Annotated in this window: 19 protein-coding genes; all 19 read right to left on the bottom strand. The window is 39.0% G+C overall.

What is annotated here, in order from left to right; translation table 11 throughout:
* Window positions 1-40: 40 nt before the first annotated feature.
* A complete protein-coding gene (gene ileS, locus SR187_RS02340) occupies window positions 41-2,830 on the bottom strand; it encodes an isoleucine--tRNA ligase (protein ID WP_120171384.1) in 2,790 nt (929 codons plus the stop codon).
* Window positions 2,831-3,128: 298 nt separating this feature from the next.
* A complete protein-coding gene (locus SR187_RS02335) occupies window positions 3,129-3,818 on the bottom strand; it encodes a DivIVA domain-containing protein (protein WP_120171383.1) in 690 nt (229 codons plus the stop codon).
* Between the two features lie 8 nt (window positions 3,819-3,826).
* Window positions 3,827-4,618 (bottom strand): YlmH family RNA-binding protein, encoded by a 792-nt coding sequence (locus SR187_RS02330; protein ID WP_120171382.1) that lies wholly within the window; start codon window positions 4,616-4,618, stop codon window positions 3,827-3,829.
* Window positions 4,619-4,620: 2 nt separating this feature from the next.
* Entirely contained in the window at window positions 4,621-4,884 is a 264-nt protein-coding gene (locus tag SR187_RS02325; protein WP_024532124.1) for a YggT family protein, read from the bottom strand.
* Window positions 4,885-4,888: 4 nt separating this feature from the next.
* Window positions 4,889-5,449: a cell division protein SepF gene (locus SR187_RS02320; RefSeq protein WP_120171381.1), complete on the bottom strand. Its 561-nt coding sequence runs from the start codon at window positions 5,447-5,449 to the stop codon at window positions 4,889-4,891.
* 4 nt (window positions 5,450-5,453) lie between these two features.
* Window positions 5,454-6,137 (bottom strand): YggS family pyridoxal phosphate-dependent enzyme, encoded by a 684-nt coding sequence (locus SR187_RS02315; protein WP_120171380.1) that lies wholly within the window; start codon window positions 6,135-6,137, stop codon window positions 5,454-5,456.
* A 1-nt stretch (window position 6,138) separates the two neighbouring features.
* On the bottom strand, window positions 6,139-7,374 hold the full coding sequence (gene ftsZ, locus SR187_RS02310) for a cell division protein FtsZ (RefSeq protein WP_024532121.1): 1,236 nt from the start codon (window positions 7,372-7,374) through the stop codon (window positions 6,139-6,141).
* A gap of 26 nt (window positions 7,375-7,400) precedes the next feature.
* Window positions 7,401-8,777, bottom strand: a complete 1,377-nt coding sequence (ftsA, locus tag SR187_RS02305) for a cell division protein FtsA (protein WP_120171379.1) — start codon at window positions 8,775-8,777, stop codon at window positions 7,401-7,403.
* A gap of 152 nt (window positions 8,778-8,929) precedes the next feature.
* Window positions 8,930-10,030: a cell division protein FtsQ/DivIB gene (locus tag SR187_RS02300; protein ID WP_120171378.1), complete on the bottom strand. Its 1,101-nt coding sequence runs from the start codon at window positions 10,028-10,030 to the stop codon at window positions 8,930-8,932.
* Between the two features lie 5 nt (window positions 10,031-10,035).
* Window positions 10,036-11,100: a UDP-N-acetylglucosamine--N-acetylmuramyl-(pentapeptide) pyrophosphoryl-undecaprenol N-acetylglucosamine transferase gene (locus SR187_RS02295; protein WP_120171377.1), complete on the bottom strand. Its 1,065-nt coding sequence runs from the start codon at window positions 11,098-11,100 to the stop codon at window positions 10,036-10,038.
* Window positions 11,097-12,452 (bottom strand): UDP-N-acetylmuramoyl-L-alanine--D-glutamate ligase, encoded by a 1,356-nt coding sequence (gene murD, locus SR187_RS02290; protein WP_120171376.1) that lies wholly within the window; start codon window positions 12,450-12,452, stop codon window positions 11,097-11,099. Before murD ends, SR187_RS02295 begins: the two co-directional genes overlap by 4 nt.
* Before the next feature lie 96 nt (window positions 12,453-12,548).
* Window positions 12,549-12,839, bottom strand: a complete 291-nt coding sequence (locus SR187_RS02285) for a DUF3165 family protein (RefSeq protein ID WP_024532116.1) — start codon at window positions 12,837-12,839, stop codon at window positions 12,549-12,551.
* Between the two features lie 17 nt (window positions 12,840-12,856).
* Entirely contained in the window at window positions 12,857-14,707 is a 1,851-nt protein-coding gene (typA, locus tag SR187_RS02280) for a translational GTPase TypA (RefSeq protein ID WP_120172455.1), read from the bottom strand.
* A 236-nt stretch (window positions 14,708-14,943) separates the two neighbouring features.
* A complete protein-coding gene (gene asnA / locus SR187_RS02275) occupies window positions 14,944-15,936 on the bottom strand; it encodes an aspartate--ammonia ligase (protein ID WP_024532114.1) in 993 nt (330 codons plus the stop codon).
* Window positions 15,937-16,018: 82 nt separating this feature from the next.
* The gene (locus SR187_RS02270) at window positions 16,019-17,077 is read right to left on the bottom strand and encodes an MmcQ/YjbR family DNA-binding protein (protein ID WP_120172454.1); all 1,059 of its coding nucleotides are present in this window, start codon (window positions 17,075-17,077) and stop codon (window positions 16,019-16,021) included.
* 42 nt (window positions 17,078-17,119) lie between these two features.
* A complete protein-coding gene (locus tag SR187_RS02265; protein WP_120171375.1) occupies window positions 17,120-17,872 on the bottom strand; it encodes a DUF3883 domain-containing protein in 753 nt (250 codons plus the stop codon).
* Between the two features lies 1 nt (window position 17,873).
* Window positions 17,874-20,531: an SNF2-related protein gene (locus tag SR187_RS02260; protein ID WP_120171374.1), complete on the bottom strand. Its 2,658-nt coding sequence runs from the start codon at window positions 20,529-20,531 to the stop codon at window positions 17,874-17,876.
* A gap of 14 nt (window positions 20,532-20,545) precedes the next feature.
* Window positions 20,546-21,796 carry a ParB N-terminal domain-containing protein gene (locus SR187_RS02255; protein ID WP_120171373.1) on the bottom strand — a complete coding sequence of 417 codons (1,251 nt, stop codon included), beginning with the start codon at window positions 21,794-21,796 and terminating at the stop codon, window positions 20,546-20,548.
* Between the two features lie 303 nt (window positions 21,797-22,099).
* Entirely contained in the window at window positions 22,100-23,503 is a 1,404-nt protein-coding gene (locus tag SR187_RS02250) for a DNA cytosine methyltransferase (protein ID WP_231996444.1), read from the bottom strand.
* Between the last annotated feature and the right edge of the window lie 15 nt (window positions 23,504-23,518).

Here is a 23,518-nt window from a genome sequence, read left to right as displayed (position 1 = left end):
AAAGTCTATCCCACTTAGAGATAGACTTGATAAATTCGTTCTATGCCTCAAACCCCTGAGCGACTGCCTCAGCAAAGTTTTCCTCTACCACACTCGCGCAATGATCGCAAATTGTCACACCATAACTACGCTTGACAACACTTGTATCAATGCGGCGGCAACGCTCACAGACTTCACCTGCCGCTCGCTCGACAGTAAAGGCAACCTCGTCCACCACCACTGCTGTTGCTGGAGCAGTTTCTCTCGTCACTGTCAAACCAGAAACAATCAAAAGCTGAGCAAGATCAGCATTCAAACTTTCCAAGAATGACTGGGTTTCTGCTGAAACATAGGCTGTCAGATGCGCCTCAAGAGATTTACCAATGATTTTCTCATTACGCGCTTCTTCCAATGCTTTCTGTGCCTGTGTACGGAAGTTCATAAAGGCTTCCCAGTCAGCCAGTAGCTGCGCTTCATTTGCAAAAGTTGTTACCTCTGGCATTTCCGCCAACTGAACAAACTCTTCTTCTTCATGTTCCAAATATGCCCAAATTTCTTCTGCTGTATGTGGCAAAATTGGTGTCAAAAGCTTAGTAATATTAACTAAAATATCATAGAAAACAGTCTGCATTTGACGACGGGAAAGGGATTTTGCACTATCAATATAAACCACATCCTTGGCAAAATCTAGATAGAAGGCTGATAAATCAAGAGTTACAAAGTTTACAACAGACTTGTAGATTGCCATAAAATCGTAATTTTCATAAGCTTGGCGAATCTGAGCCACCAGCTTATTAAATTTCACAAGGAGATACTGGTCAACAGAACGGAGTTCCTCATAGACTACTGTATCTGTTGCAGGATTAAAATCAGAAGTGTTAGCAATCAAGAAACGGAGGGTATTCCGAATCTTACGGTAAGTTTCAGAAACTTGACCTAGAATATCCATAGACACACGAACATCATTTGAGGTATCAACAGACGTTACCCATAGGCGTAGGATTTCCGCACCGTATTGCTTGGCAACATCATTTGGTACGATAACATTTCCAAGAGACTTAGACATTTTAAGACCTTTTCCATCTAGGACAAAGCCTTGTGATAAGACTGATTTATAAGGTGCATGTCCGTTGACTGCGACAGACGTAATCAAGGATGAATTAAACCAACCACGGTATTGGTCAGATCCTTCCAAGTAAAGATCAGCCGGATAAGCAAGGGACTCACGAGCATTCATGACACCATTCCAGGAAGAACCTGAGTCAAACCATACATCCATGATGTCGGTTTCTTTAGTAAAAATACCATTTGGGGACCCTGGATGGCTAAAATCGGTCGGCAAGAGGTCTTTCGCTTCAGATTTCCACCAGATAATGGAGCCATGTTCTTCAAAGAGTTGAGCAACGTGATCTGTTACTTCCTTAGTCATGATGGCTGTTCCATCTTCTGCGTAGAAGATAGGGAGGGGCACACCCCAAGCACGCTGACGAGAGATAACCCAGTCACCACGATCACGGATCATATTATAGAGACGTGTTTTGCCCCAAGACGGGATAAATGTTGTCGCTTCAATTTGATCCAAAATATCTTGACGGAACTGAGACACAGAAGCAAACCATTGTGGTACTGCCCGCCAGATAATTGGCTTCTTAGTTCGCCAGTCAAATGGGTAGGAGTGATTGATAACTTCACTAGCAAGAAGCAGGTCCCCCAATTTTTCCATGACAGTCGGTACTACCTTATCGTAGAACTGACCTTCAAAATCAGAACCGGCATTTTCCATCATCAATCCGCGTTCATTGACAGTCACCGCTACTTCAAGATTATATTTTACACCAACATTATAGTCATCTTCACCGAAGCCAGGAGCTGTGTGGACGATACCTGTACCAGAGTCTGTCGTTACGTGATCACCCAAAATAACCAGCTCATCAACTGCTGTATCCCATGGATGTTCTGTTACAATGTATTCAAATTCAGCTCCTTTATGTTTTGAGATGACTTCAAAACTTTCCCAACCAAACTTAGGAGCTAAGGTATCTATCAAAGCCTCTGCCAAAACATACTTACGTTCTGAACCAACAGGTTGAACAAGAACATAGTCAATAGTTGCACCGACTGTCAAACCACGTGAAGCTGTCACTGTAAATGGAGTTGTTGTCCACACTACGATATAGCTATCTGTATCCAATACTCCCTTGCCATCCTTGACCTTGTTGGCATAGTAAAGAGAAGTCGAATCAATATCATGGTACTCAATCTCAGCTTCTGCAAGAGCCGACTCAGAAGACCAAGACCAATAAACAGGCTTAGCTCCCCGATAGATATAGCCCTTGTTCGCCATCGCACCGAAGACACGAATCTGAGCAGCTTCGTAGTCCTTTGTCAATGTAATATAAGGATTTTCCCAGTCAGCAGAAATACCCAAACGCTTAAAGTCATCTCGCTGTTTATCAACCTGACTAAGGGCGTAATCACGACACATTTCTAGGTATTCCACCAAATCCATTTCCTTGCGTTTAACACCTTGCTTGGCCAAAACTTGCTCAATTGGTAGTCCATGCGTATCCCAACCTGGCACGAATGGTGCACGGAAGCCCATCATTGATTTGGATCGAACAATAATATCTTTGGAAATTTTGTTCAGGGCATGACCAACGTGAATATTCCCATTTGCATAAGGAGGTCCATCGTGCAGATGAAAGGCAGGTTTTCCTGCATTCAACTCCTGACGTTTTTGATACAATTTTGCTTCATCCCATGCCTTTTGCCATTCAGGTTCACGTGTTGGCAATCCAGCACGCATAGGAAAAGCTGTTTTCCCCAAATTAAGCGTTTCTTTTAACTTCATCATAACTCCTTTTTACATTCTATTTTATTATTTTTCACAGCTCTATACTATCAACATTACTAATAATCATAGAAAATTAAAAAACTCCCGCCAATAAGGACGAAAGTTCGTGGTACCACCTTAGTTTAGATAGAGTCTCCCCTATCCCTCTATGTTCGTAACGTGAACAGACGTCTTCCCCTACTATTTTTCAGGAAAAATCATGCAAAGGGATTATCTCTAGAAAGGGATTGTAGGACTTCCACCATCTCCTACTCGCTAAAAATATTTCTATTAACAGTGTCTTTGCTGATGATCGTTATTCTTCAGTCGGAAATTCTACAGTCCCATCCATCTCCAGCGTAGCAGCCTGACGGGTTAATTCTGCAATTTCTTCCGGTGTTAATTGGCGCGTGTAATCCAAACTCTCTTCTTCAACGACTACTTCTTCATCCAACGCTTTACGAAGGACATCTCGGAACGCTTCATCGCTTGTTTGGATATAGCTAGCTGTTGGGCGAAGAATCTCCTCCCATTCAGACGAATTAACCAATGAGAGCTGACTTTCTATCGTTGATTTTAAGCGCTGATGAAAAATACGCGTGTTATTTTTCAATTCCTCTGTTTCAATAACAACTTTTTTTGCATTATCAGTTGCACTGCGAAGAATTTCATTTGCTCTATCTCTCGCTTCATGTAGCAAGGTCGCTGCATCATAGTCGGCTTGCTTGATAATATTGGTGGCCTGATCTTCAGCAGCATGCTTTACTTTTTCAGCTGTATCTTGAGCCAATAGAACTGATTGACTCAGAGATTCTTTCATCTCATCAAAGTAAGCTAAACGCTCACGTAAATTTTTCAATTCCAATTCTTGCTCATGATTTTTACGAATCAAATCTTCATAGTCGCGTGTTACAATATCCAAAAAATCATCAACTTCATCCGCATCATATCCTCTGAATTTTGTCGCAAAAGTTTTATCTTTTAATTCTAATGCTGTAAGTGCCATCTTTCCTCCTAAGTTTTAACAATGTCTAACTTTAATTTTATCTTTCCTTGCTTAGAAAAACCTAAAAATTCATTTAGTCGGATTCTACCGTATTTCCTCACACTGATTAACTGACCGCTTTCAACTGGTTTGCTGGGATGTTCTATTTGTACATAATCCAGCTTGACATGCCCTCCTTCTATCAGCTTGTGAGCAGTTGATCTCGAAAGGTTAAAAGCTACTGAAATCAACTTGTCTAGTCTCAAACTGGGAACAAGTACATCTTTTGAATGCCAGTCTTGTTTCACTGTCATTCGAATAGTCATCCAGTCTTTCTCCATTCCCTTTACAGGAACTCGAGCAATTTTCGTAATGGATTGCAAGGCAATTTTCCCAAACTTTTGATCTAGAAAAACAACCAGTTGGTCATCGCTTACTAAAATATCACCCAAGTATTCTCTTTTTATTCCCAACTGATTGAGAAAAGTTCCAAGAACTTGAGAGTGTGACAAATTGTGAAATTTTCTAGCATAGGATAATTCCAGAGCTGTTAGCTCAAAGTCCTGAATATCTAATTCATAATAACTTGGAGCAATAATAACCCGTGAATGTTCCGTTGGCACAAAATCTCGACTGGAAAAAGTTTGTAACTGATAATAGTTAGCAATTTTACATGCAATGTCATCTTGTCTGGGATGCAGAAAGGGTGTTAATCTATAGGAATATGTCTCTTCGACCTGCTGGCACATATCCATAATTTTCTCTACAAATTCCCTCTCTTCCTTGGCAAAATGCTGCAACAAGTTTTTCTCATTCCTCATGACTAAACTAGTAAAATCAGTAGTCGAAGTAGAAGACGAGTTCCAATATTTAATGCAATCATTGCAGCCATGACGGTCCAATCTAACCCCATAAACTGCAAATTAAGACGTCTAAAAGGCTTTAACACTGGTGTCACTAACCATTGAATCAAACGTCCAAGCGAGGTCGCATATAAATTTGGAAACCAACTTAATAAAGCATAAGCCAATAAAAGATAAGAATAGATTTCTACAATTTTTAAAATTAGAAAAATCAACAATTGCATAGCGTTACCGTTTTATATCAAAATCAAAATGTGAATCCGCTACTTGGCTAGTGTTAGCATTGCGCAATTCTTCAATGTTGACTGTAACGTTGACCGGGGTCAACAACCACATCGTATGTGACACCTTTTTCAAGTTGCCAGACAATACAGAACGAGCACCATCCAAATAATCTAGACAACGTCTCGCTTGCTGTTCTGACATATATTGAAAATCGATCAGAATACTCGCATTATCAAGTAGAAGGTTCACCATCTCTGGTGCATCTTCATACCGCTTAGGAAACTTTATATCAATGGTTGTCTTGATAATTTCTCTTTCTTTGTTATTGCTCATCAATTCTTGCTGCCTTTCGTGTAGGCGTTGAAGTTGATTTTCTGAACGTGTCTCCCGACGTGTTTCTACTCTTGGTTGCTGCTCACGCACCGGTGAAGTTGTAGTATTGGCAACACGCATTTTAGGACGATCGTTAGGCATTGAGTAGGCATCTTCCTGCTCTTCCACTTCATTGACATCGTCAACTTCAAAGTAATTAAATAAGTTTTTAAATGTATCTTTTAATGCCATGTATTCACTCTCTCCCACATTCAAAGAATATTGAGCCAATTCTCACGTATGTAGCACCGTGAGCGATGGCGCGTTCAAAGTCTCCACTCATCCCCATACTTAATTCGGTAAAGGACATTCGCGGTAAATTACGGGCAGCTAGTTCTTTCTGGATCTGCTTCATCTTAGAAAAAATGCTATCCAATTCCTTGTCACTCGCTCCCAAAGGAGCCATTGTCATCAAGCCGACTAACTCAATCTTCTCTAGTGAGCTGATGTCAATCAGTGCACTTTCAATTTCTGACAAAGCAAAACCATGCTTACTCTCCTCACCAGAAACATTAACCTGAAGGAAACATTTAATCGGCTTACTAGCACGTTTATCAATTTCTTTAGCTAGTCTGACAGAATCCAAAGCATGAAAATAATCCACAAGATGGATAACATCCTTAACCTTACGCCTCTGCAAGCTACCGATTAAGTGCCAAGTTAATTGGTGATGCGCCAAAGCGTTATATTTTTCTAAAAACTGCTCAACACGATTTTCACCGATATGAGTAATTCCAGTTTTCACTAGCTCATTAGCAATAGAGCTGTCAACATATTTTGTGACAGCTATTACCTCTACTGATTCACTGGGACGGCCTGCCTTCTTAGTAGCTGATTGAACTGCTGAAAAGACAGCCTCCTTATTCTTTTGAATACTCATCCTAGCGATTGCGGAAGAAAGGTGGGGTATCCAACTCATCTTCATCCTGATCCATTGTAAACTTCTCAACAGAAACGCCCGATGGTGTCTCTGTATCTGTTGGACGAATTAAGTTCTCGCGGCGTAAATCCCACTCACCAAATGCAGATGCTTTCGATGCCTCTGTCTGTTGAATGCCCCCACGAGTCGGAGCTGTCGCAGATGCTACCGAATAATCAAAACGTTGGGAGTGACGTGGTGCAACAGCTTCTGTACGATGACGAGCTGGTTTTTCAGCAGAATCCTGACGAACACCTGTTGCAACGACAGTTACACGGATTTCATCCTTCATTGTTTCATCAATAGAAGTACCCAACCAGATATTCACACCCTGACCAGCAGCTTGGTGGACAATTTCTGAAGCGTCTTCAGCTTCTGTCAAAGTCATATCATAGCCACCTGTAACGTTAACAATGACATCTTCTGCACCATCAATAGTTGTTTCGAGAAGCGGAGAGTAGATAGCCTTACGAGCTGCTTCAATTACGCGATCCTCACCTGTACCGATACCGATCCCCATCAAAGCATTCCCCTTATTCTCCATCACTGTCTTCACGTCAGCAAAGTCCAAGTTGATTAAACCAGGATTAGTGATCAAATCTGTAATCCCTTGAACACCTTGACGAAGAACATTGTCTGCTTCACTCAAAGCTTCTAAAAGCGGAGTCTTCTTATCAACGATTTCTAGAAGGTTGTTATTTGAAATAATCAAGAGGGTATCAACCTGTTCACGAAGACCTTCAATACCTTCAATAGCAAAATTGCCGCGTTTATTTCCTTCAAAACCAAATGGACGAGTGACAACAGCAACAGTCAAAGCACCTAGATTTTTTGCAATACGAGCAATAACAGGAGCTGCACCTGTACCAGATCCACCACCCATACCGGCAGTAATAAAGACCATATCTGCACCAGTCAAAACATTCGTCAGTGCCTCTTCGCTCTCTTCAGCAGCCTTGCGACCAACTTCAGGTTGACCCCCAGCACCCAAGCCACGAGTTAACTTCGGTCCCAACTGGATAACTGTCTCAGCTTTAGAACTGCTCAATGCTTGTACATCCGTGTTAGCTGCGATAAACTCAACACCAGCCACACCTTCTTCAATCATGCGGTTAATAGCGTTACCACCGCCTCCACCAACACCGATCACCTTAATGACAGCACCATGACTAGCTGCTGCTTCAAATGAAAATGCCATAGTTTAAATCACCTTTTCTTTTCTATTTATTCAAACATGCTGCCAAACAAACCACGAATGCGGTCTGTGATGTTGCTCTTAGCAGCCGGACGAATTTCTTCCTCATCATGGTAAACAGGGACTGCCTGCTCCTCTTCATGATCAACTGTATTCAATTCGTTCACAATTTCTTTTTGGATTGGTTGGCTAACACGTGGACGAGCGATAGGAATATCAACCGGTTTGTGTCTCAAAACAGTCTCACCATTTACTGCATGTTGTGCAATATTTTCAACTTCCTCCAATTCACCAACATACTCCACAAAGCTAATCACGCTTGCAAAAGCTGGATTGCGAATACCGATTTGGTTCGGCACAAAAATCTTGGTATTGACTCCAAGTACTTCCTGAGCCAATTCTGTAATCCCTGGTAGAATTGCGCCTCCACCAACGAGAACGATACCTCCTGGTAAATCAAGAGCACGTGTCCTTTCCAAATCTTGTTTCACACGATCAAAAATCTGACGGAGCCGAGCGGCGATGACTTCTGAAAGATAGCGTTCTGTTACTTCAACCGGTGCACTTTCGCCAATCACCTCAACGGTAAACTTCTCTTTGTCGCTAGCATCTTGCGGATAGGCAACACCGTAGTTATACTTCAAGTTTTCTGCGATACTCTTTGAAGTTGTCAACACTTTTGAAATATCATTTGTGATATAGTCTCCACCTTCTTGATAGATGTTGGTGTACTGTAATTCTTGACCGCGCATAACTGCTACCGTGGTTTGGCCTCCACCAAGATCAATCACAGTAGCACCAAATTCGCGCTCACCTTCATTCAGTACAGAACGAGTTAAGGCTAGTGGAGAAATTACAATGTTTTCAACCTGGACACCCGCACGCTCTACTGTCTTACGAAGATTGTGGAGAATGGTACGTGGTCCTGTGTACAACATACCACGCATTTCCAAACGAATCCCCATCATTCCACGAGGATCTTTAATTCCTTGGAAACCATCAACGGTGAACTCTTCTGGAATAAAGGAGATAACTTCACGTTCTGGAGTCATGCTCTTTGTCAATGCTGATCTTACAACATTTTCAACATCCAAGTCTGTAATTTCTTGCGAATCAGTTGTGACAGGAATCATTCCCTGAGTCGGTTCAATTTGAAGAAGGTTTGCAGGTAGCCCGACATTTACTTTTTCGATACGAATACCTGATTTTTCTTCTGCCTGCTCTATAGCTTTTTTTATTGCTCCAGCAGCAACCTCAATGTTTACAATAATTCCATCTTTGACACCCGCACTTTTGACATTGCTGACGCCAATCACATTCATTTCATTATCAATATATTCTGCAACCAAGACTTTAACGGAGCTTGTACCAATATCTAATCCCGTAAAAAAGCCGCTTCTAGCCATTCTATCAGTCCTCTCTTACTTCCAACTTTAACAATTCATCGTCCATTTAAAAAAATAGTACAATTAGTCATCCTTCATTATACCATATTATATCGAATTATGGTGATTTTTAAGGTCTTTTTTGTTACTTTTTCTTTACAAAATTATCTATTTTAACTTGCATATCTATAAATGCCGACTTCCATGTCTATCGTTGTTGGAATGTTTACTTCTGATGCAATTTTAGCATAATAAGGCATCTTCTGACTTATCTCACTCAATGGTACCAAAACAGTGTTTCCATCAGCCATACTAAACGTGAGAAGATCTGCCGTTACCTTACTCGGTGTCAGATTTATCGTCTGAATCCTAGCACGAATCCCTGCATCTATCTTTCCCAGTTCTACAGCAAGTTTTTTGACCAATTCCCTATCCGATAGTTGGATTTTTGTATAACTTTCAGGCAAGGTTTCTTGTGAGACAGGTGCTCCACTTATCTCACCGCTGGACAGCACAGGATACAACCGATTTTGCTGTTCGATATAGCCTATAATAGCGTATTCCTTAATATGAATGGTAAACTTATCTGGTAGCTGAAAACGAATCTTTGCCGACTCAACTGTTGAACTATTCTTTTTGATATTGTTAGCATAGGCATTCGCATGCAAAGCGATTGTCATAACATAATCATCCGGTGATATTAAGCTATAATTTTCCACTTGTTCAGCTGTCAATCGCTCATTTCCAACCACTTCGATTTGCTTCTTCTTACTTGTTGGTGAAATAAAATAAAGCGCCAATGCCGCTAACAATAAGCTGACGGTGAGAACAGGAACTGCTTTCCAAATAACTTTTGATGGAATATCCAGTTTCAGCTTCTTAACAGTTTCTACAGCTTCTGTTTCAGATTCAGGAGCCTTTTTTATCCTCTTGATTCCTTTGAAAATAGGTTGTTTGGTTATTTGGGGTTCCTGAGGCTCTTCGCTGATGTCAGATTCTTTTGGCTCATCTTGGCTGGCTAAATAGGCTTCATGCCGTGCTTTCCATTGCTCAAAAAAGGCACTTGTTTCTTCAGTTGCATCATCTGCATTTGGTAGATCAGAGACCGAAAGTTCTTCTGAATCGGTTTCGTTCTCCAACTCAGTCTTGTCTTCCTCTATCGTTTCAGTCGTAATTTCAGCAGTTTGTTCTTGCTGAGATAGCTGTTCTTGGTCTACCTTAGACTCTTGTTCAGTCGCTGACTCTTGTTCAATTTTAGAATCTTGTTCGGTCATCAACCCTACCTCCCCATATCTTTTCTGAGTAAGTTGTAAAAACTATCGACAGACTGAATTTCGTTAGAATTGGCCATGTTTTGAATATAGAACTCCTTATTTTCAAGCAAATCTTCAACTTCTACCAGTAGACTATCCAGTGTAAGCCGGCTTTCCTCAATCTGCTTTGAATACCCTTTTTTCTCAGTATAAAGAGCATTTTCAATCTGATCCCCACGGCTCGCCTGACGACTCAGAGGAACAATCAAATGAAGCTGCTGCATGGCAATTAACTCAAAGAGAGTATTGGACCCTCCACGAGTGATAACAACATCTGCCAAGTCCATCAGGGGTTGATAGAGTTCAGTTACATAATCTACTCGATAGAGATTAGTATCCAACTGATTGAGACTGGCATCACCAGTCAGATTGATGATATTAAATCGATCCGTCAACGCCGAACGATTCTGACTAATCAAATCGTTAAAGACTTTGGCGCCACCTGATCCACCGATAAACAAGAGAGTTGGCAATCGTTTATCAAAATGACTTAGAATTTCTGGCAATTGAATCGGCGTTACTTTAGCATTAGACTGTCCAACTTTGGTAACAGCTCCAACGTGTTTTACTTTTGCCAGACTAGCAGGCTGCTCAAAAGTACTATACATGGTTGTCGCAAATTTATAGGCAATTTTATTAGCCAAACCCATGGATAGATCTGATTCGTGTATGAAGACAGGAACTCTTAATAATTTTGCAGCAATAACCGGTGGAACGGATACAAAACCACCTTTTGAGAAAAGAGCTTGTGGACGAATCTTAGCAATAATGGTCAAGGACTGAAGCACACCGAAGCCAACTTTAAAAACATCCAACATATTTTGGAGGGAAAAATACCGGCGCAATTTTCCTGTGGCAATCGAATGAAAATGAATCGCTAAGCCGGATGCTGCAATTTGTTCATGCTCAATCCCGTTCTTATCACCGATATAATGAACTTCCCAGCCTTCTTCCAAAAATCGCGGAATCAAAAGAAGGTTAAGAGTCACGTGTCCTACCGTCCCACCGCCTGTAAAGACAATTTTTTTCATGATTGTTTCAACTCCTCGTATGTCTGTAAGAAGACATCCCCTCGAACCTCAAAGTTCGCATACATGTCCCAGCTTGCATTGGCTGGACTAAGAAGAACAACATCGCTATTTTCAGCCTCTTGAAAAGCCTTGCGTGTAGCATCAGCAATATCAGTAGCAGTTACGGCCATAACACCAGCTTGCTGCGCAGCACATTGAAGACGTGGTGCAGACTGTCCAAGAAGGATCATTTTCTTCAAACCGACCAAATCCGGAACTAGTTCATCAAAATCATTGCCACGATCCAATCCTCCAGCAATCAAGATAACCTTACTGTTATCAAACCCAGATAAAGCCTTTTGGGTCGCTAATATATTGGTGGATTTGCTATCATTATAAAAAGCAACACCATCAATTGTTCCAACAAATTGTAGGCGGTGTTTCACTCCACCAAAAGCAGACAGAGTCTCACGAATAACCTGATTATCTACTCCAAGTAGCTTGGCAACAGCAATGGTCGCAAGAGCATTTTCAATGTTATGAGTCCCAGGTACACCAAGCTGTAGCGCATCCATGATATATTCATCCTTAAAATAGAGCTTACCGCCTGTCAAATAGGCTCCATCTACTACTTCTGTCGTTGAAAATGGGACAACCGTTGCCTGCGTGCGACAGGCCAATTCCTTAGCCAATTCTTGATTGAAATTAAGAATCAAAACATCTTCTTTTGTCATCTGATTTTGAATCATCCATTTGGCTGCTACATAGTCTTCAAAAGTTCCATGGTAATCAATGTGACTGGCAATCAAATTAGTGATAACTGCAATATGAGGACGGAAGGACTTAGTTCCCATCAATTGGAAGGAAGATAATTCCATAACTAAGGTATCTTCAGTCGTAGCTGCCTGAGCAATAGAAGAAGCTGGATAGCCAATATTTCCACATAGTTTTGCAGGTTTATCTCCTGCATTAAGAACCTCAGCAATCATTGTTGTCGTTGTTGTTTTACCGTTGGAACCGGTAATGCCTACGATCAACGCTTCAGAAATTAAGTAAGCCAACTCAATTTCTGTCCACACCGGTATTCCTTTGTGCAGCGCCTTTTCGACCATCGGATTATCATATCGAATACCTGGATTTTTTACCACCAAAGCAAAATCTTCATCCAATAACTCCAGAGGATGGCTACCACAAATCACACGGATACCGTCTTCCAACAAGTCTTGAGCAGTTGGATTCTCTTCCAAAGGCTTTCCATCATTCACTGTCACAATCGCTCCCAATGTGTCAAGGAGTCGAGCTGCAGATTCACCAGATTTAGCCAAGCCTAGAACCAATACCTTTTTATTTTTTACTACGTTAACCATCTTCATCGCAATTACCTATACTTTCTAACACCTTATTTTACCTTTTCAGAGAGTCTTTTTCAAGCCAGAGGACAGAAAAACCGACGCAAAGGTCGGTTTCTTTCATCTATATCTATAGGGACGGTTTCGTGCAGATCTCTTCTGTCTAGCTCTAGGTTCCCTATCCAGATAATAAATATCTCTCATAGCCCAAAAGCCAATAATAATCAGTATCAGACTTACCCAAACCTCTCTTGGAAATTGCATAATTTTTAAAAATCCAAGTATCAATGCGGTAGCTAGGGCTACCAGTAGAAAAACTGCTGCAATCAAATTCATGGTTCCTCGAACATTGCGAGGAGCCACGAAGACATAAAAGAGCACTAACATAATAGCGAGGATTAAATAAAACATGCTATCTCTCCTTGGAACTATCCTTCTTCAGCAGCTAATTTTTTCTTCTTAGCAGCCTTATCACGTTCTGCCTTGTTCAAGATTTGCTTGCGCAGGCGAATGGATTCTGGTGTTACTTCCATATATTCGTCATCGTTCAAGAACTCAAGCGATTCTTCAAGCGTCAAGATACGTGGTGTTTTAATAACCGCAGTTTGGTCTTTAGTAGCAGAACGAACGTTGGTCATCTGCTTAGCAGTCGTAATGTTCACAGTCAAATCATTCTCACGAGAATTTTCACCAATAATCATCCCTTCATACACTTCTGTACCAGGATTGACAAAAATCGTCCCCCGCTCTTCAATCCGCATGATGGAATAAGTCGTTGCCTTTCCTTGATCGATAGAGACAAGTGCCCCACGATGACGGCCACCGATTTCACCTTGAACGACTGGAAGATATTGATCAAAGGTATGGTTCATGATACCGTAGCCACGGGTCATGGACAAGAACTCAGTTGAAAAACCAATCAAGCCACGGGCTGGTACAAGGAAAATCAGACGAGTCTGACCATTACCAACCATTTGCATATCCAGCATATCCCCCTTGCGCTCAGACAGAGCTTGGATGATAGAACCTTGATACTCTTCCGGTGTATCAATTTGCACGCGCTCAAATGGCTCCATCTTCACACCATCGATTTCTTTGATAATAACCTCTGGACGCGATACCTGAAGTTCGTAACCCTCACGACGCATAGTTTCAATCAAAATAGACAGATGCAACTCACCACGACCTGAAACAGTCCATTTATCTGGCGAATCTGTCGCCTCTACACGAAGCGAAACGTCAGTCTGCAACTCAGCCAACAGACGTTCTTCAATCTTACGAGATGTCACCCATTTTCCTTCACGACCTGCAAATGGGGAATTATTCACCAAAAAGGTCATTTGAAGAGTCGGCTCATCAATATGAAGAACTGGAAGAGCCTCGACTGCATCTGTCGGTGTCACTGTCTCACCAACAAAGATGTCCTCCATACCTGAAACAGCAATCAAATCACCAGCTTTTGCTTCTTGGATTTCCTTACGTTCCAGACCAAAGAAACCAAATAGCTTGGTGACACGGAAGTTCTTCGTTGTACCGTCCAATTTAGATAGGGTAACTTGGTCACCAACTTTCACAGTACCACGAAAAATACGACCGATACCGATACGCCCCACAAAATCATTGTAGTCCAGAAGAGAAACCTGGAACTGTAATGGCTCATCTGAGTTGTCAACTGGAGCCGGAATATGCTCAATAATCGTGTCAAAGATCGGTGCCATCGTTTCTTCTTGATCAGCTGGATTATCAGAAAGTGAAGACGTACCGTTGATTGCTGAAGCGTAAACTACTGGGAACTCTAGCTGGTCATCATCAGCACCAAGCTCAATAAAGAGTTCTAAAACCTCATCCACTACCTCTTCTGGACGAGCAGATGGTTTGTCGATTTTATTAACAACGACAATCGGTGTCAAGTTTTGTTCAAGAGCTTTTTTCAATACGAAGCGAGTCTGTGGCATAGTTCCTTCGTAGGCATCCACGACCAGAACGACACCATCCACCATTTTCATGATACGCTCAACCTCGCCTCCAAAATCCGCGTGCCCTGGTGTATCCATGATATTGATACGAGTGCCATTGTAAGAAACAGCAGTGTTCTTGGCAAGGATTGTGATCCCACGCTCTTTTTCAATATCATTTGAGTCCATAGCACGCTCATCTAATTGCGTACGTTCATCAAGTGTTTGGGATTGTTTCAATAATTCATCAACGAGAGTTGTTTTCCCATGGTCAACGTGGGCAATAATAGCAACGTTACGGATGTCTTCTCTAAGTTTTGTCATGGTATCCTCTATTATCATTTAATTTATACTCTTTGCAAATCAAACCCAGATGATATCAACTTGATTTGGCGAATTTCAGCTCTACCAATACCATTACAGTCTCGTCTGATTTCTTTTCATTGAGTTATAACTAAGAAAGTATAACATATATTAGCTCAAAAATCACAGATAATCTTGTTGTAAATGTTTTCAGTATACAGATTGAAAGCAAAAGAAAAGAGATTGAACCCAATCTCTTATAAAATATTCTCAAAAGTGTCACGAACATCCTGAGGCCAAACGCTAGACTGAACCTCACCGATATGTTTCTTACGAAGCAAGAACATCGCCAGACGAGATTGACCTATACCACCGCCAATAGATAACGGAAAAAGTCCATTCAAGAGAGCACGATGCCAGTCAAAGGTTAGACGATCTTCATCACCTGTGATAGCAACTTGGCGTTTGAGAGCATCTTCATCCACACGGATACCCATGGATGACAATTCAAAAGCTGCACCAAGCATATCATTCCAAACCAAAATATCACCATTAAGACCTTTATAACCAGCCTCTGACGGACTGGTCCAATCATCATAGTCAGGTGCACGACCATCATGCGGTTTTCCATCTGCCAGTTCGCCACCGATGCCAATTAGAAAAACTGCTCCGTATTCCTTGGCAACCACGTTTTCACGCTCTTTGGGTGTCAAATCAGGGAAGTTTTTCACTAAATCTTCTGTATGGATAAAGGTAATTTTCTTAGGCAAGACGGATTCAATGTCGTAGCGTGCCTCAACAGCTAGTTCTGTCAGACGAATAGCCTTATAAATCTGCTCAACTGTCTCTTTCAAGTATGCCAAATTGCGGCGACCATCTGGAATAACCTTTTCCCAGTCCCATTGATCTACATAAACTGAGTGAATCGGATCCAATGAATCCTCATCCGGACGAAGCGCCTTCATGTGAACAAAGAGACCCTCACCTTCATTAAAACCGAAACGAGCCAAGGTATGACGCTTCCACTTAGCAAGCGAGTGAACAACCTCATAAGTCGCCTCTGGAATCAGCTTCACATTAACAGTTACCGCATTCTCCACACCGGACAAGTTATCCTGCATACCATCCCCGACACGACTCAAAATCGGTCCTTGCACTTCTACGATTTCTAGTTTGTCTTTTAAATACTGAGTGAATGTATTTTTGACAAAAGAAATCTCCTCTTGCTGATGAATGAAGCTTTTCTTCACACCTTACCTCCTTAAAATTTATAAAACTATTATACTCTTTTTTATCGACTTGTAAAGACTGCTTATTAAATATTCTGATAATTTAATGAACCTCTTCCATCTTTGACATTAGAAAATCAATCATTTCCTTCGTCATTCTTCTTGGACCACGTACAGCTTTAACTCCTAGCTCTATCATCCGTTCCCTCGATAAGACACAATCTGACAGTGTAGCAAGCAATTCTACTTGCATGAGTTTCTTTGAAGATGACTGATCGGACTTTTCCTCTCTGACTATATTGGCCTTCAAAACACGACAGACATAGCGGACAGCTTGTACAGGTGCTGTTACATAGATGGCGACTATATCGTCAGCTTGAATAGTTGATTTCTGGGTCCAGTAGATAATCTTATTCTCCGCAAACTCCGTATCAATATCATAGACCTTGGGATTGGCTGGAATTACCCAATAATCAGGACCTTCCTCCGCCTTATAGGATTTTGGACCCACAAGGTCCCGACTTTTTTCAAGGAGAGCAAAAATAGTTTGATCCTCCACCGTCCCATCTAGCAAGACGGATACCCAAGACTTCTTAGACATGTGATAAGCTGGATAGATGCCCGACTGGCTCAGTAGCTCTGCTATTTCCCTCGCATCAACCTTAAGATTGACAATCTCCACCACCTCTTGGTCATCGCTCCCGTCCAGTCGTCCCCGCTTGACCTGAATCACCAGTGCATACCACTTCTGATTGGCTGGATGACGAAAACTGCCTATTTCGGGTGATTTTACAAAGGGATAATCAGGTAGATCACCCCACTTATCTTTGACTTGCTGGGCGATACGATTGCTTTGTTGCTGGGAAAATGGCAGAGCGATACAGCAAGTTTCGACCACTCTAGTCAAAATCGCCTGATAGCCTTCACGTACCTGATGGACAAAAGCTCCTGCTGGTGCGGTTACTTGATGAGCAGTATAAACCTCCTCCATTTCACAATCCCAAACAAAAGACGACAATTGACCAGCTTCATCAACCTCGACAACTGCTTCAAATTGACCATCCATGAAAAACTCACGATAGGTGTAACGATTGTCAGAGAATGTGAAACCAAAAGGGAGGAGAGAGGGGAGGTTGGGTTGGTAAGAATTAACTGAAGACATAGGCATAGATCTCCCTTGAAACAAAATCAATAAAAACCAAAATTAAAATTTATCAACCAAATGATATTCAACAATATCTTTGTTTTTCCGAAATACTTTTCTAAATTCTAGTTGTTTTAAGGGATTAGAAATAAGAGTAAGCTTAGGGGAACTTTCTAAATTTGAAACGACAGAAAGAAAGTAATTCGACTTATAAAATTCAGCTTGTTGATACTCTTTTGAAGTTAGTCGAATATCACCGTATTTTCCCCTAATCCCCTTTACCTCAGCTAAATAATTATTCTTTCCTACACTAATCTGAAAATCATATCCATCACCATACAAACGAGCATCCTCTATAATTCCTTTATGGAAGACTGCCTCTTTGTGATAATTGTTCATAAAGTACAATTCAGCTTCTAGTCCTGTTTCTTGTAATCTTTTGAATTTTGATTTCAATATTGGACTTTCAACTAATGTTATTTCCTTTACATCCTGTCCTTGAAGATATAGTTTGACAATATTGGCGTAATTTACGACATCTTCATTTCCAAACAAGCTATCAATTAGTTCTTTTCTTGGACGATAATCTTCCATTTTTTGCCACCAGCCGCTCCTTGAATTCGGAAAGAACGGATCAAAAATATCCATCCTGTTTTTTACAACACTTCTAGTATCAGCAATTCCTAAATCAACAAAATATTGATAAAAATCTGTTTTAGTCTTGAGTCCAAATTCTTTGATAAATTCATTATCGAATTTAGCTAGACCATAGCCTAATAAATTTAATAGTTCATAATGCTTGTGCTTAGACATATTATTTCCTGTACTTTTCTATACGTTTTCTCTCTTCATCGATAATTTTGATTGCTTCTTTAATTTCATTCTCTGAGAATTCTATGTTTAAAGTATCATTATCAATAGCACCGTACATTTGCTTCTCCTTTTCCTTGAGCCTATAATAAATCTGTTCATCGATATATCCTGCACAACCACTATCTTGATCCTCCGATTTTGTCTGCAAATAGTAGTATCTTGTATATTGATTTTCAGGAAGCCCCAGCCTATGGATTCTATCTCTGGATTGGAGCATAAATGTCAAATTAAAATTATACTCAAAATATAGCGCATCATGTACTGTTTCATGAAGTGACACAGCCTCACCTAATGTTTGAGGATTTGATACCATTACCATAGTTGAACCATTTTTAAAGTTATCAATTAAATTTTGTCTTTCAGAAACCTCTGTCCCTCCGTAGACTAAATGTGTATTAATTCCCATATTTTGAAGTCGGCCTTGAATCTTTTTCATTGTATCAACAAAAATAGCCCAAACTATAACTTTTTTCCCCTCTGAAACAAGCTCTTGTATTTTTGTAATCCCGGCTTCAAACTTGGGAGAAATCATACTAGTAAAATCATAATCAGCATAAGACTTTGCTTCTTTTATAGGAGAAGGTGAGTAGTTTTTTAATTCTTGCTCAAATTCATCTTCCATAATCTCGATTGTATCTGAGCTATCTTCATCTTCAAATCCCATGCTTTTGTATGTTATTTCTTTCATTAGCAACTCCGGATTAGTTGAGGCTTGAATGAGTCTTATCAATCTAGCTAAGCTAGACTTCTCATTATAAAATATAGACTCGGCTAACTCCTTCTGCTCCTTACTTGGTTCCTCAACAATAAAATCATCTGCTTCTGGTTTCGGAACGCCTAAATCATTTTTATTAATACGCCAAAAAAATGGATATAATGCCTCATTAATTTCCTCCACTTTTCTTAGGTTCGGTTGTTTTAACTCATCTAAAGACCACCTAAAAAAAGCATTATATTCATTGCCATATAATAAGTGAAGAAAGTTATAAATATCTGTATAAGAATTTGGTATCGGTGTCCCTGTCAAGACAAATTTATAACTTGCATATTGAACAATATTTAGTGCTGATTGAGCTCGTTTCCCATACGGATTTTTTATTCTATGTACCTCATCAAATACTATCATCGTGTCTAAGGTAATTAACTCTCGTAGCTTTTCCTCATATCTATTTAAGGCTTCATAATTAATCAGTACTAAGTTTGAGGTCTTCCAATTGATTGTTAAGTCTCTATAAAAATCTTTAGAACTTTGACAATCAATTACTCGTAAACTCTTCTTGCTGCCAAAAACTGTTTGAAATTCCTCTTTCCAGCTATTAAACGCATTAATTGGACTAATAACCAGTAGCCTATCTACATGCTCATCTTTAACCTTTTTAGAATTCAAAAACGCAAAGACCGCTAGTATCATTGAAGTTTTACCAGAACCTGGAACAGAAAAATTCGCTGCACGACCCATCCTATATTCATAGAATGCTGCAAATAATTGTAAATCCTTAAATTTACGAACAACCTCTGTACTAACTATTCTGGAAAATTCTTCGAATCGCTCGAATTCTCCATTAATCTTATTGTTCCTAAAATTCTTTAAATATCTTCCCAAGTGTTTATATTGTTCAATTGAATAACGATTATTTTCCAGAAAGACTAGTACTTCTTTTGAAACTTCTACAGGTATGTTTTTTCTATCACACCTTGTCTTAGTAACCTTAATAATATACTCAATATCTCTATACGAAAATTCTGATTTAATTGTTGAATTATCATCTTCAAAGTATTTAATTGATAAATCTGAGCCAGGAAATAAATATCGGTCTGAATTAGTAATTTGTTCTACAGATGAATCCTCACGACAAACAGTGTGGCTATCCTTCAAATAAAAACTTACACCGACAAAATTCGATATTTCCATTTCTTCATTCATCACCGCATATGATTGGTACTTCTCTATCTCTGAATAAACAATGTCTGTGGCTTCCACTGTCACAACATCCGGTTCTTCATTTTCCCATAATCGATTAAATCTACATTTGTTAGTTTCAATTCTTTCCTTTACATTCTCGCTTGTATCCCAAGAAACATCTACAGAAATACTTTCATAATTAAGCTCTAGCCCATTTCTTGTTTCATTTACTGAACCATTGAAAAAAATAATATCATTATCTGATTCCATCAGTCCAAATTTGTCATGAAATATTCCTCGCCCCATTGGAATAAGTGCAAATCTAATCTCTACACGACCATGAGCAATCATAAAGGCAAGGTTTCCTAATTTTTGTTTGGTTTCCTCGTTTAAAATCATTCTCTGAAGTTGTTCAGATAGCATTTCTACACTCTTCTTGATTTCATAACCTTCTTGAATTTTGTTAAAATCTTTTTCTGAGATATCAGTAGAAATGATAAACTGCGCCTTTCCACCACTTTTAAATAACTTATCTAACCCATTAGAATATAATTCCAGACCTTCATTAGAAAAATATGCTGAAACTCTTTTATATACACTAGCCTCAGATAAAACCGGCTCATAAAAATCTTGAACTAAAGTATTACTTCGATAAGTCGGTCGAACCTTACATTTTAACTCTTGAGAAAAAACCATTCTATACCTTTCTCCTACTTCAACAATTTATATGCTAAATCTCTTATTTCTTTAAGTACATTCTTCGCCTCAAAATATTCATTTTCATGAAGTTCTTTCAAATCTTCTTTGGATAAATCTTCTAAGTCATCTCTAATTTCTCGTAGTCTCACTAATGACTGCCTTCTATCTGATGCTACCTCCCCTTTATTGGATAAGCGATTGGTAGTTTGCAACAAACTATTTGCAGCCTCTACAACATTTTGATTACTTTCAATAGTTTTTCTTAAATCCTCAGCTCTTTCAATAGGATTATCTATGAAGTAATCTATAATATCATCTACATGGTTATCTGTCGCTTCAATATAATGTTGCTTTATGTCAGGATTATTTAAAATATTTTTTTTGATACTTCGTATTTTACGAGTGGTATCTCCATCACCTTGGTCTGGTATTGCAATTTGAACAGCTAAAGTTGTTAATATATTTGTTGTTATTGTTTCTTTATCTTGTTTTAACTTATTAAGTGTCCCTTCAATTTCCTCTATCGGTCCATCCAATTTCAATTCTCGTGCCAAATAGAAGTTATCTATCGGATTTTGACCTGGAGATATAATACGTAAAAATTTAATGATTAATTCAGCTAGCCTTAAATCTCGATTAATACCTTTTGTATTACCGGCACCACTTGCTTTTTTATACTCCTCAACGGTCATTAATTTTTGAACTTTAATAGTGTTATAAACATCAAATATTCGATCTATCGGATCATAACTAACTCGTTCTTCTCTACCAAGTTGTAAATCCAATTCTAATTCTTTTATTTTTTTTTCATCAATTTTATTTTCAATATTAAACGATAAAATTGACGCTTCAAAATATTTCGTTAAACCATACTTTTTCTCTAATTTTCGAAGCGCAGTAAGTCTACGATTTCCATCTATTACCCTTCCATCAGCAAGAATTACTCCAGGCTCTTGTTGCCCTCTCTCATAAATGGAGGTTATAGTTTCCTCAAGAGCTTTTTCTTTAGATTTATAAACGAAATCTTCAAAAATTTCGTTATATTTTGAATTCCCAGGTTCAGGTTTTATACGGCCATGTTTAGCAATATATTGGTAATAGGTAGTATTAATTCTTCCGTTTTGATCATTATAATAAAGATACTCAAGTGGAAATTTATATACTGGATAAGTTTTAGACTGCCCATCAATGGTCAATCTTTTAGTTAAATCAGTCTTCTCTATCTCCCCGTTTTCGATTAATTGTTCAAGATCAACGCTCATAATATTCTCCTTTAGATATAGTTATTTACCGTAAATAATAATAGGTACGATATATAGCGACATTATTGACTAAGGGCATCGCTTGTTTTAACTCGGACAATTTCGTTTCTGAAACATCGATATCTCATTGATATATATATCTAACTCTTCCTTTATTAACTCACTAATATAGTTAATGATAAAATAAGGTGTTCTTGTCTTCCTCAATGAAACCGTATTTTTTATTCTTTTCATTTAAATGGAGTTTGAATACCCTTTAAAATTGAATCATTTTAATGACATTCACTAAATCAGAATTGTAAACTATTCAATAATTTTTTTAGCAGCTAATTGAATAGACCGAGTAACGACTATATTTTTAAATCCACTTCCTGAACCTGAATGAGCAATAACCCCCCACTTTCCAATTTCGCCATTAACTTTATTTGTTAAATCAACTGTCATATTTCCAGATTTTATTGGAAATTGTCTAAATAAGGCTTTGTCATTTCTTACTGGTGGATTATCGAATTTTTTCAAGTCAGATGTATCTAAATATGAAAATTGTTGTAAGTCCTTATTTATTATCTTAGGAGGAAGAATATCTACACCTAGATATTCTAAAATCTTTAATGCCAAGGCATAGGACAGTTGAACACAAACTGCATTTCCTACTAGTCTCCATTTCGTACTTTCATTACCATAAAACTGATAATTTATAGGAAAACCCATGATAATTGCAGCCTCTCTGATAGTTGGTGTACGGTATTCACCATCACCCTTTCGATTTAACTCTGATTTATAGATTATCGCCTCTCTGGTACTTGCTGACATTGTAGCCATTATAGTCCTGCTGGGTTTCTCCATATTCTCTGGAAATGACATCTTTCCCATATAAGGGTGGTTTTGCTTAGCATCACGCGCCTTTTGCCATTGTACTTGATAAATACCAGAGTCATAAAAATGATCCCGAAGTTCTTTACTATCAATCATTTCACTTGGATAGTTTGGATCCTGTATTCGCTTATTAGCAATTTTACTTAGAGGCTTTGGAAAATTCTTAAATATTCTATTTAGTGTTACCTTATTGTTAAAATTAGTTATATCCGGGTACGGAAACTCCCCATTTGGTATATATTCACCACATACAAATCTCTTTCTAACTTGAGGAGAACCGTAATCATCAGAATGTAATACCCCACCATTGTTTTTTGCTCTGATTGCTACTTTTCGAGGATTAATTCCCTGTGATTTTGCCCATTCATCCAAGTCTAAATCTGAAAAAGTGTAACTTTCCTCAATAAAGTTTTGGGAGTTAGGAACGTTTTCCATTAACCATGCTTTTAAAATTGAATTTTTTTTAAATTTTTTAACCGCGATTATCTTAAAAAAGGTCTTAATTAGACGAATACCCTCTGTCTTTTCAGCATTTCCACCACGATTTGAAATTGAAAATAATTGGCAAGGAGGACTACCAATAATAACATCTGTATCTGGTAGCTTCTCAATTTCCTTTATATCTTCAAAATCAAGAACACTTTTAATAACATCATTTAAATTGTGGTTGAAATTATGTGTTTTTATAGCCGGCTCCCAACTGTCAATCCCCATAACAACATCATAACCTGCTCTCCGAAATCCTTCTGAAAAGCCCCCAGCCCCACAAAAAAAATCTATTACTGTTAATCTATTTTGCTTATTCACTTTAATATTCTTTCTAAGTTTCATAATCTCTTATATTAT

Source organism: Streptococcus ruminantium (assembly GCF_003609975.1).
Lineage (GTDB): Bacteria > Bacillota > Bacilli > Lactobacillales > Streptococcaceae > Streptococcus > Streptococcus ruminantium.
Note: the sequence above shows the minus strand (reverse complement) of the source record. Positions and strands in the feature narration are given on the sequence as shown.

Coding starts and splice junctions, on each gene's coding strand:
- ileS (WP_120171384.1), bottom strand. CDS start 2,830: ATGAAGTTAAAAGAAACGCTTAATTTGGGGAAAACAGCTTTTCCTATG.
- SR187_RS02335 (WP_120171383.1), bottom strand. CDS start 3,818: ATGGCACTTACAGCATTAGAATTAAAAGATAAAACTTTTGCGACAAAA.
- SR187_RS02330 (WP_120171382.1), bottom strand. CDS start 4,618: ATGAGGAATGAGAAAAACTTGTTGCAGCATTTTGCCAAGGAAGAGAGG.
- SR187_RS02325 (WP_024532124.1), bottom strand. CDS start 4,884: ATGCAATTGTTGATTTTTCTAATTTTAAAAATTGTAGAAATCTATTCT.
- SR187_RS02320 (WP_120171381.1), bottom strand. CDS start 5,449: ATGGCATTAAAAGATACATTTAAAAACTTATTTAATTACTTTGAAGTT.
- SR187_RS02315 (WP_120171380.1), bottom strand. CDS start 6,137: ATGAGTATTCAAAAGAATAAGGAGGCTGTCTTTTCAGCAGTTCAATCA.
- ftsZ (WP_024532121.1), bottom strand. CDS start 7,374: ATGGCATTTTCATTTGAAGCAGCAGCTAGTCATGGTGCTGTCATTAAG.
- ftsA (WP_120171379.1), bottom strand. CDS start 8,777: ATGGCTAGAAGCGGCTTTTTTACGGGATTAGATATTGGTACAAGCTCC.
- SR187_RS02300 (WP_120171378.1), bottom strand. CDS start 10,030: ATGACCGAACAAGATTCTAAAATTGAACAAGAGTCAGCGACTGAACAA.
- SR187_RS02295 (WP_120171377.1), bottom strand. CDS start 11,100: ATGAAAAAAATTGTCTTTACAGGCGGTGGGACGGTAGGACACGTGACT.
- murD (WP_120171376.1), bottom strand. CDS start 12,452: ATGAAGATGGTTAACGTAGTAAAAAATAAAAAGGTATTGGTTCTAGGC.
- SR187_RS02285 (WP_024532116.1), bottom strand. CDS start 12,839: ATGTTTTATTTAATCCTCGCTATTATGTTAGTGCTCTTTTATGTCTTC.
- typA (WP_120172455.1), bottom strand. CDS start 14,707: ATGACAAAACTTAGAGAAGACATCCGTAACGTTGCTATTATTGCCCAC.
- SR187_RS02270 (WP_120172454.1), bottom strand. CDS start 17,077: ATGTCTTCAGTTAATTCTTACCAACCCAACCTCCCCTCTCTCCTCCCT.
- SR187_RS02265 (WP_120171375.1), bottom strand. CDS start 17,872: ATGTCTAAGCACAAGCATTATGAACTATTAAATTTATTAGGCTATGGT.
- SR187_RS02260 (WP_120171374.1), bottom strand. CDS start 20,531: ATGGTTTTTTCTCAAGAGTTAAAATGTAAGGTTCGACCGACTTATCGA.
- SR187_RS02255 (WP_120171373.1), bottom strand. CDS start 21,796: ATGAGCGTTGATCTTGAACAATTAATCGAAAACGGGGAGATAGAGAAG.
- SR187_RS02250 (WP_231996444.1), bottom strand. CDS start 23,503: ATGAAACTTAGAAAGAATATTAAAGTGAATAAGCAAAATAGATTAACA.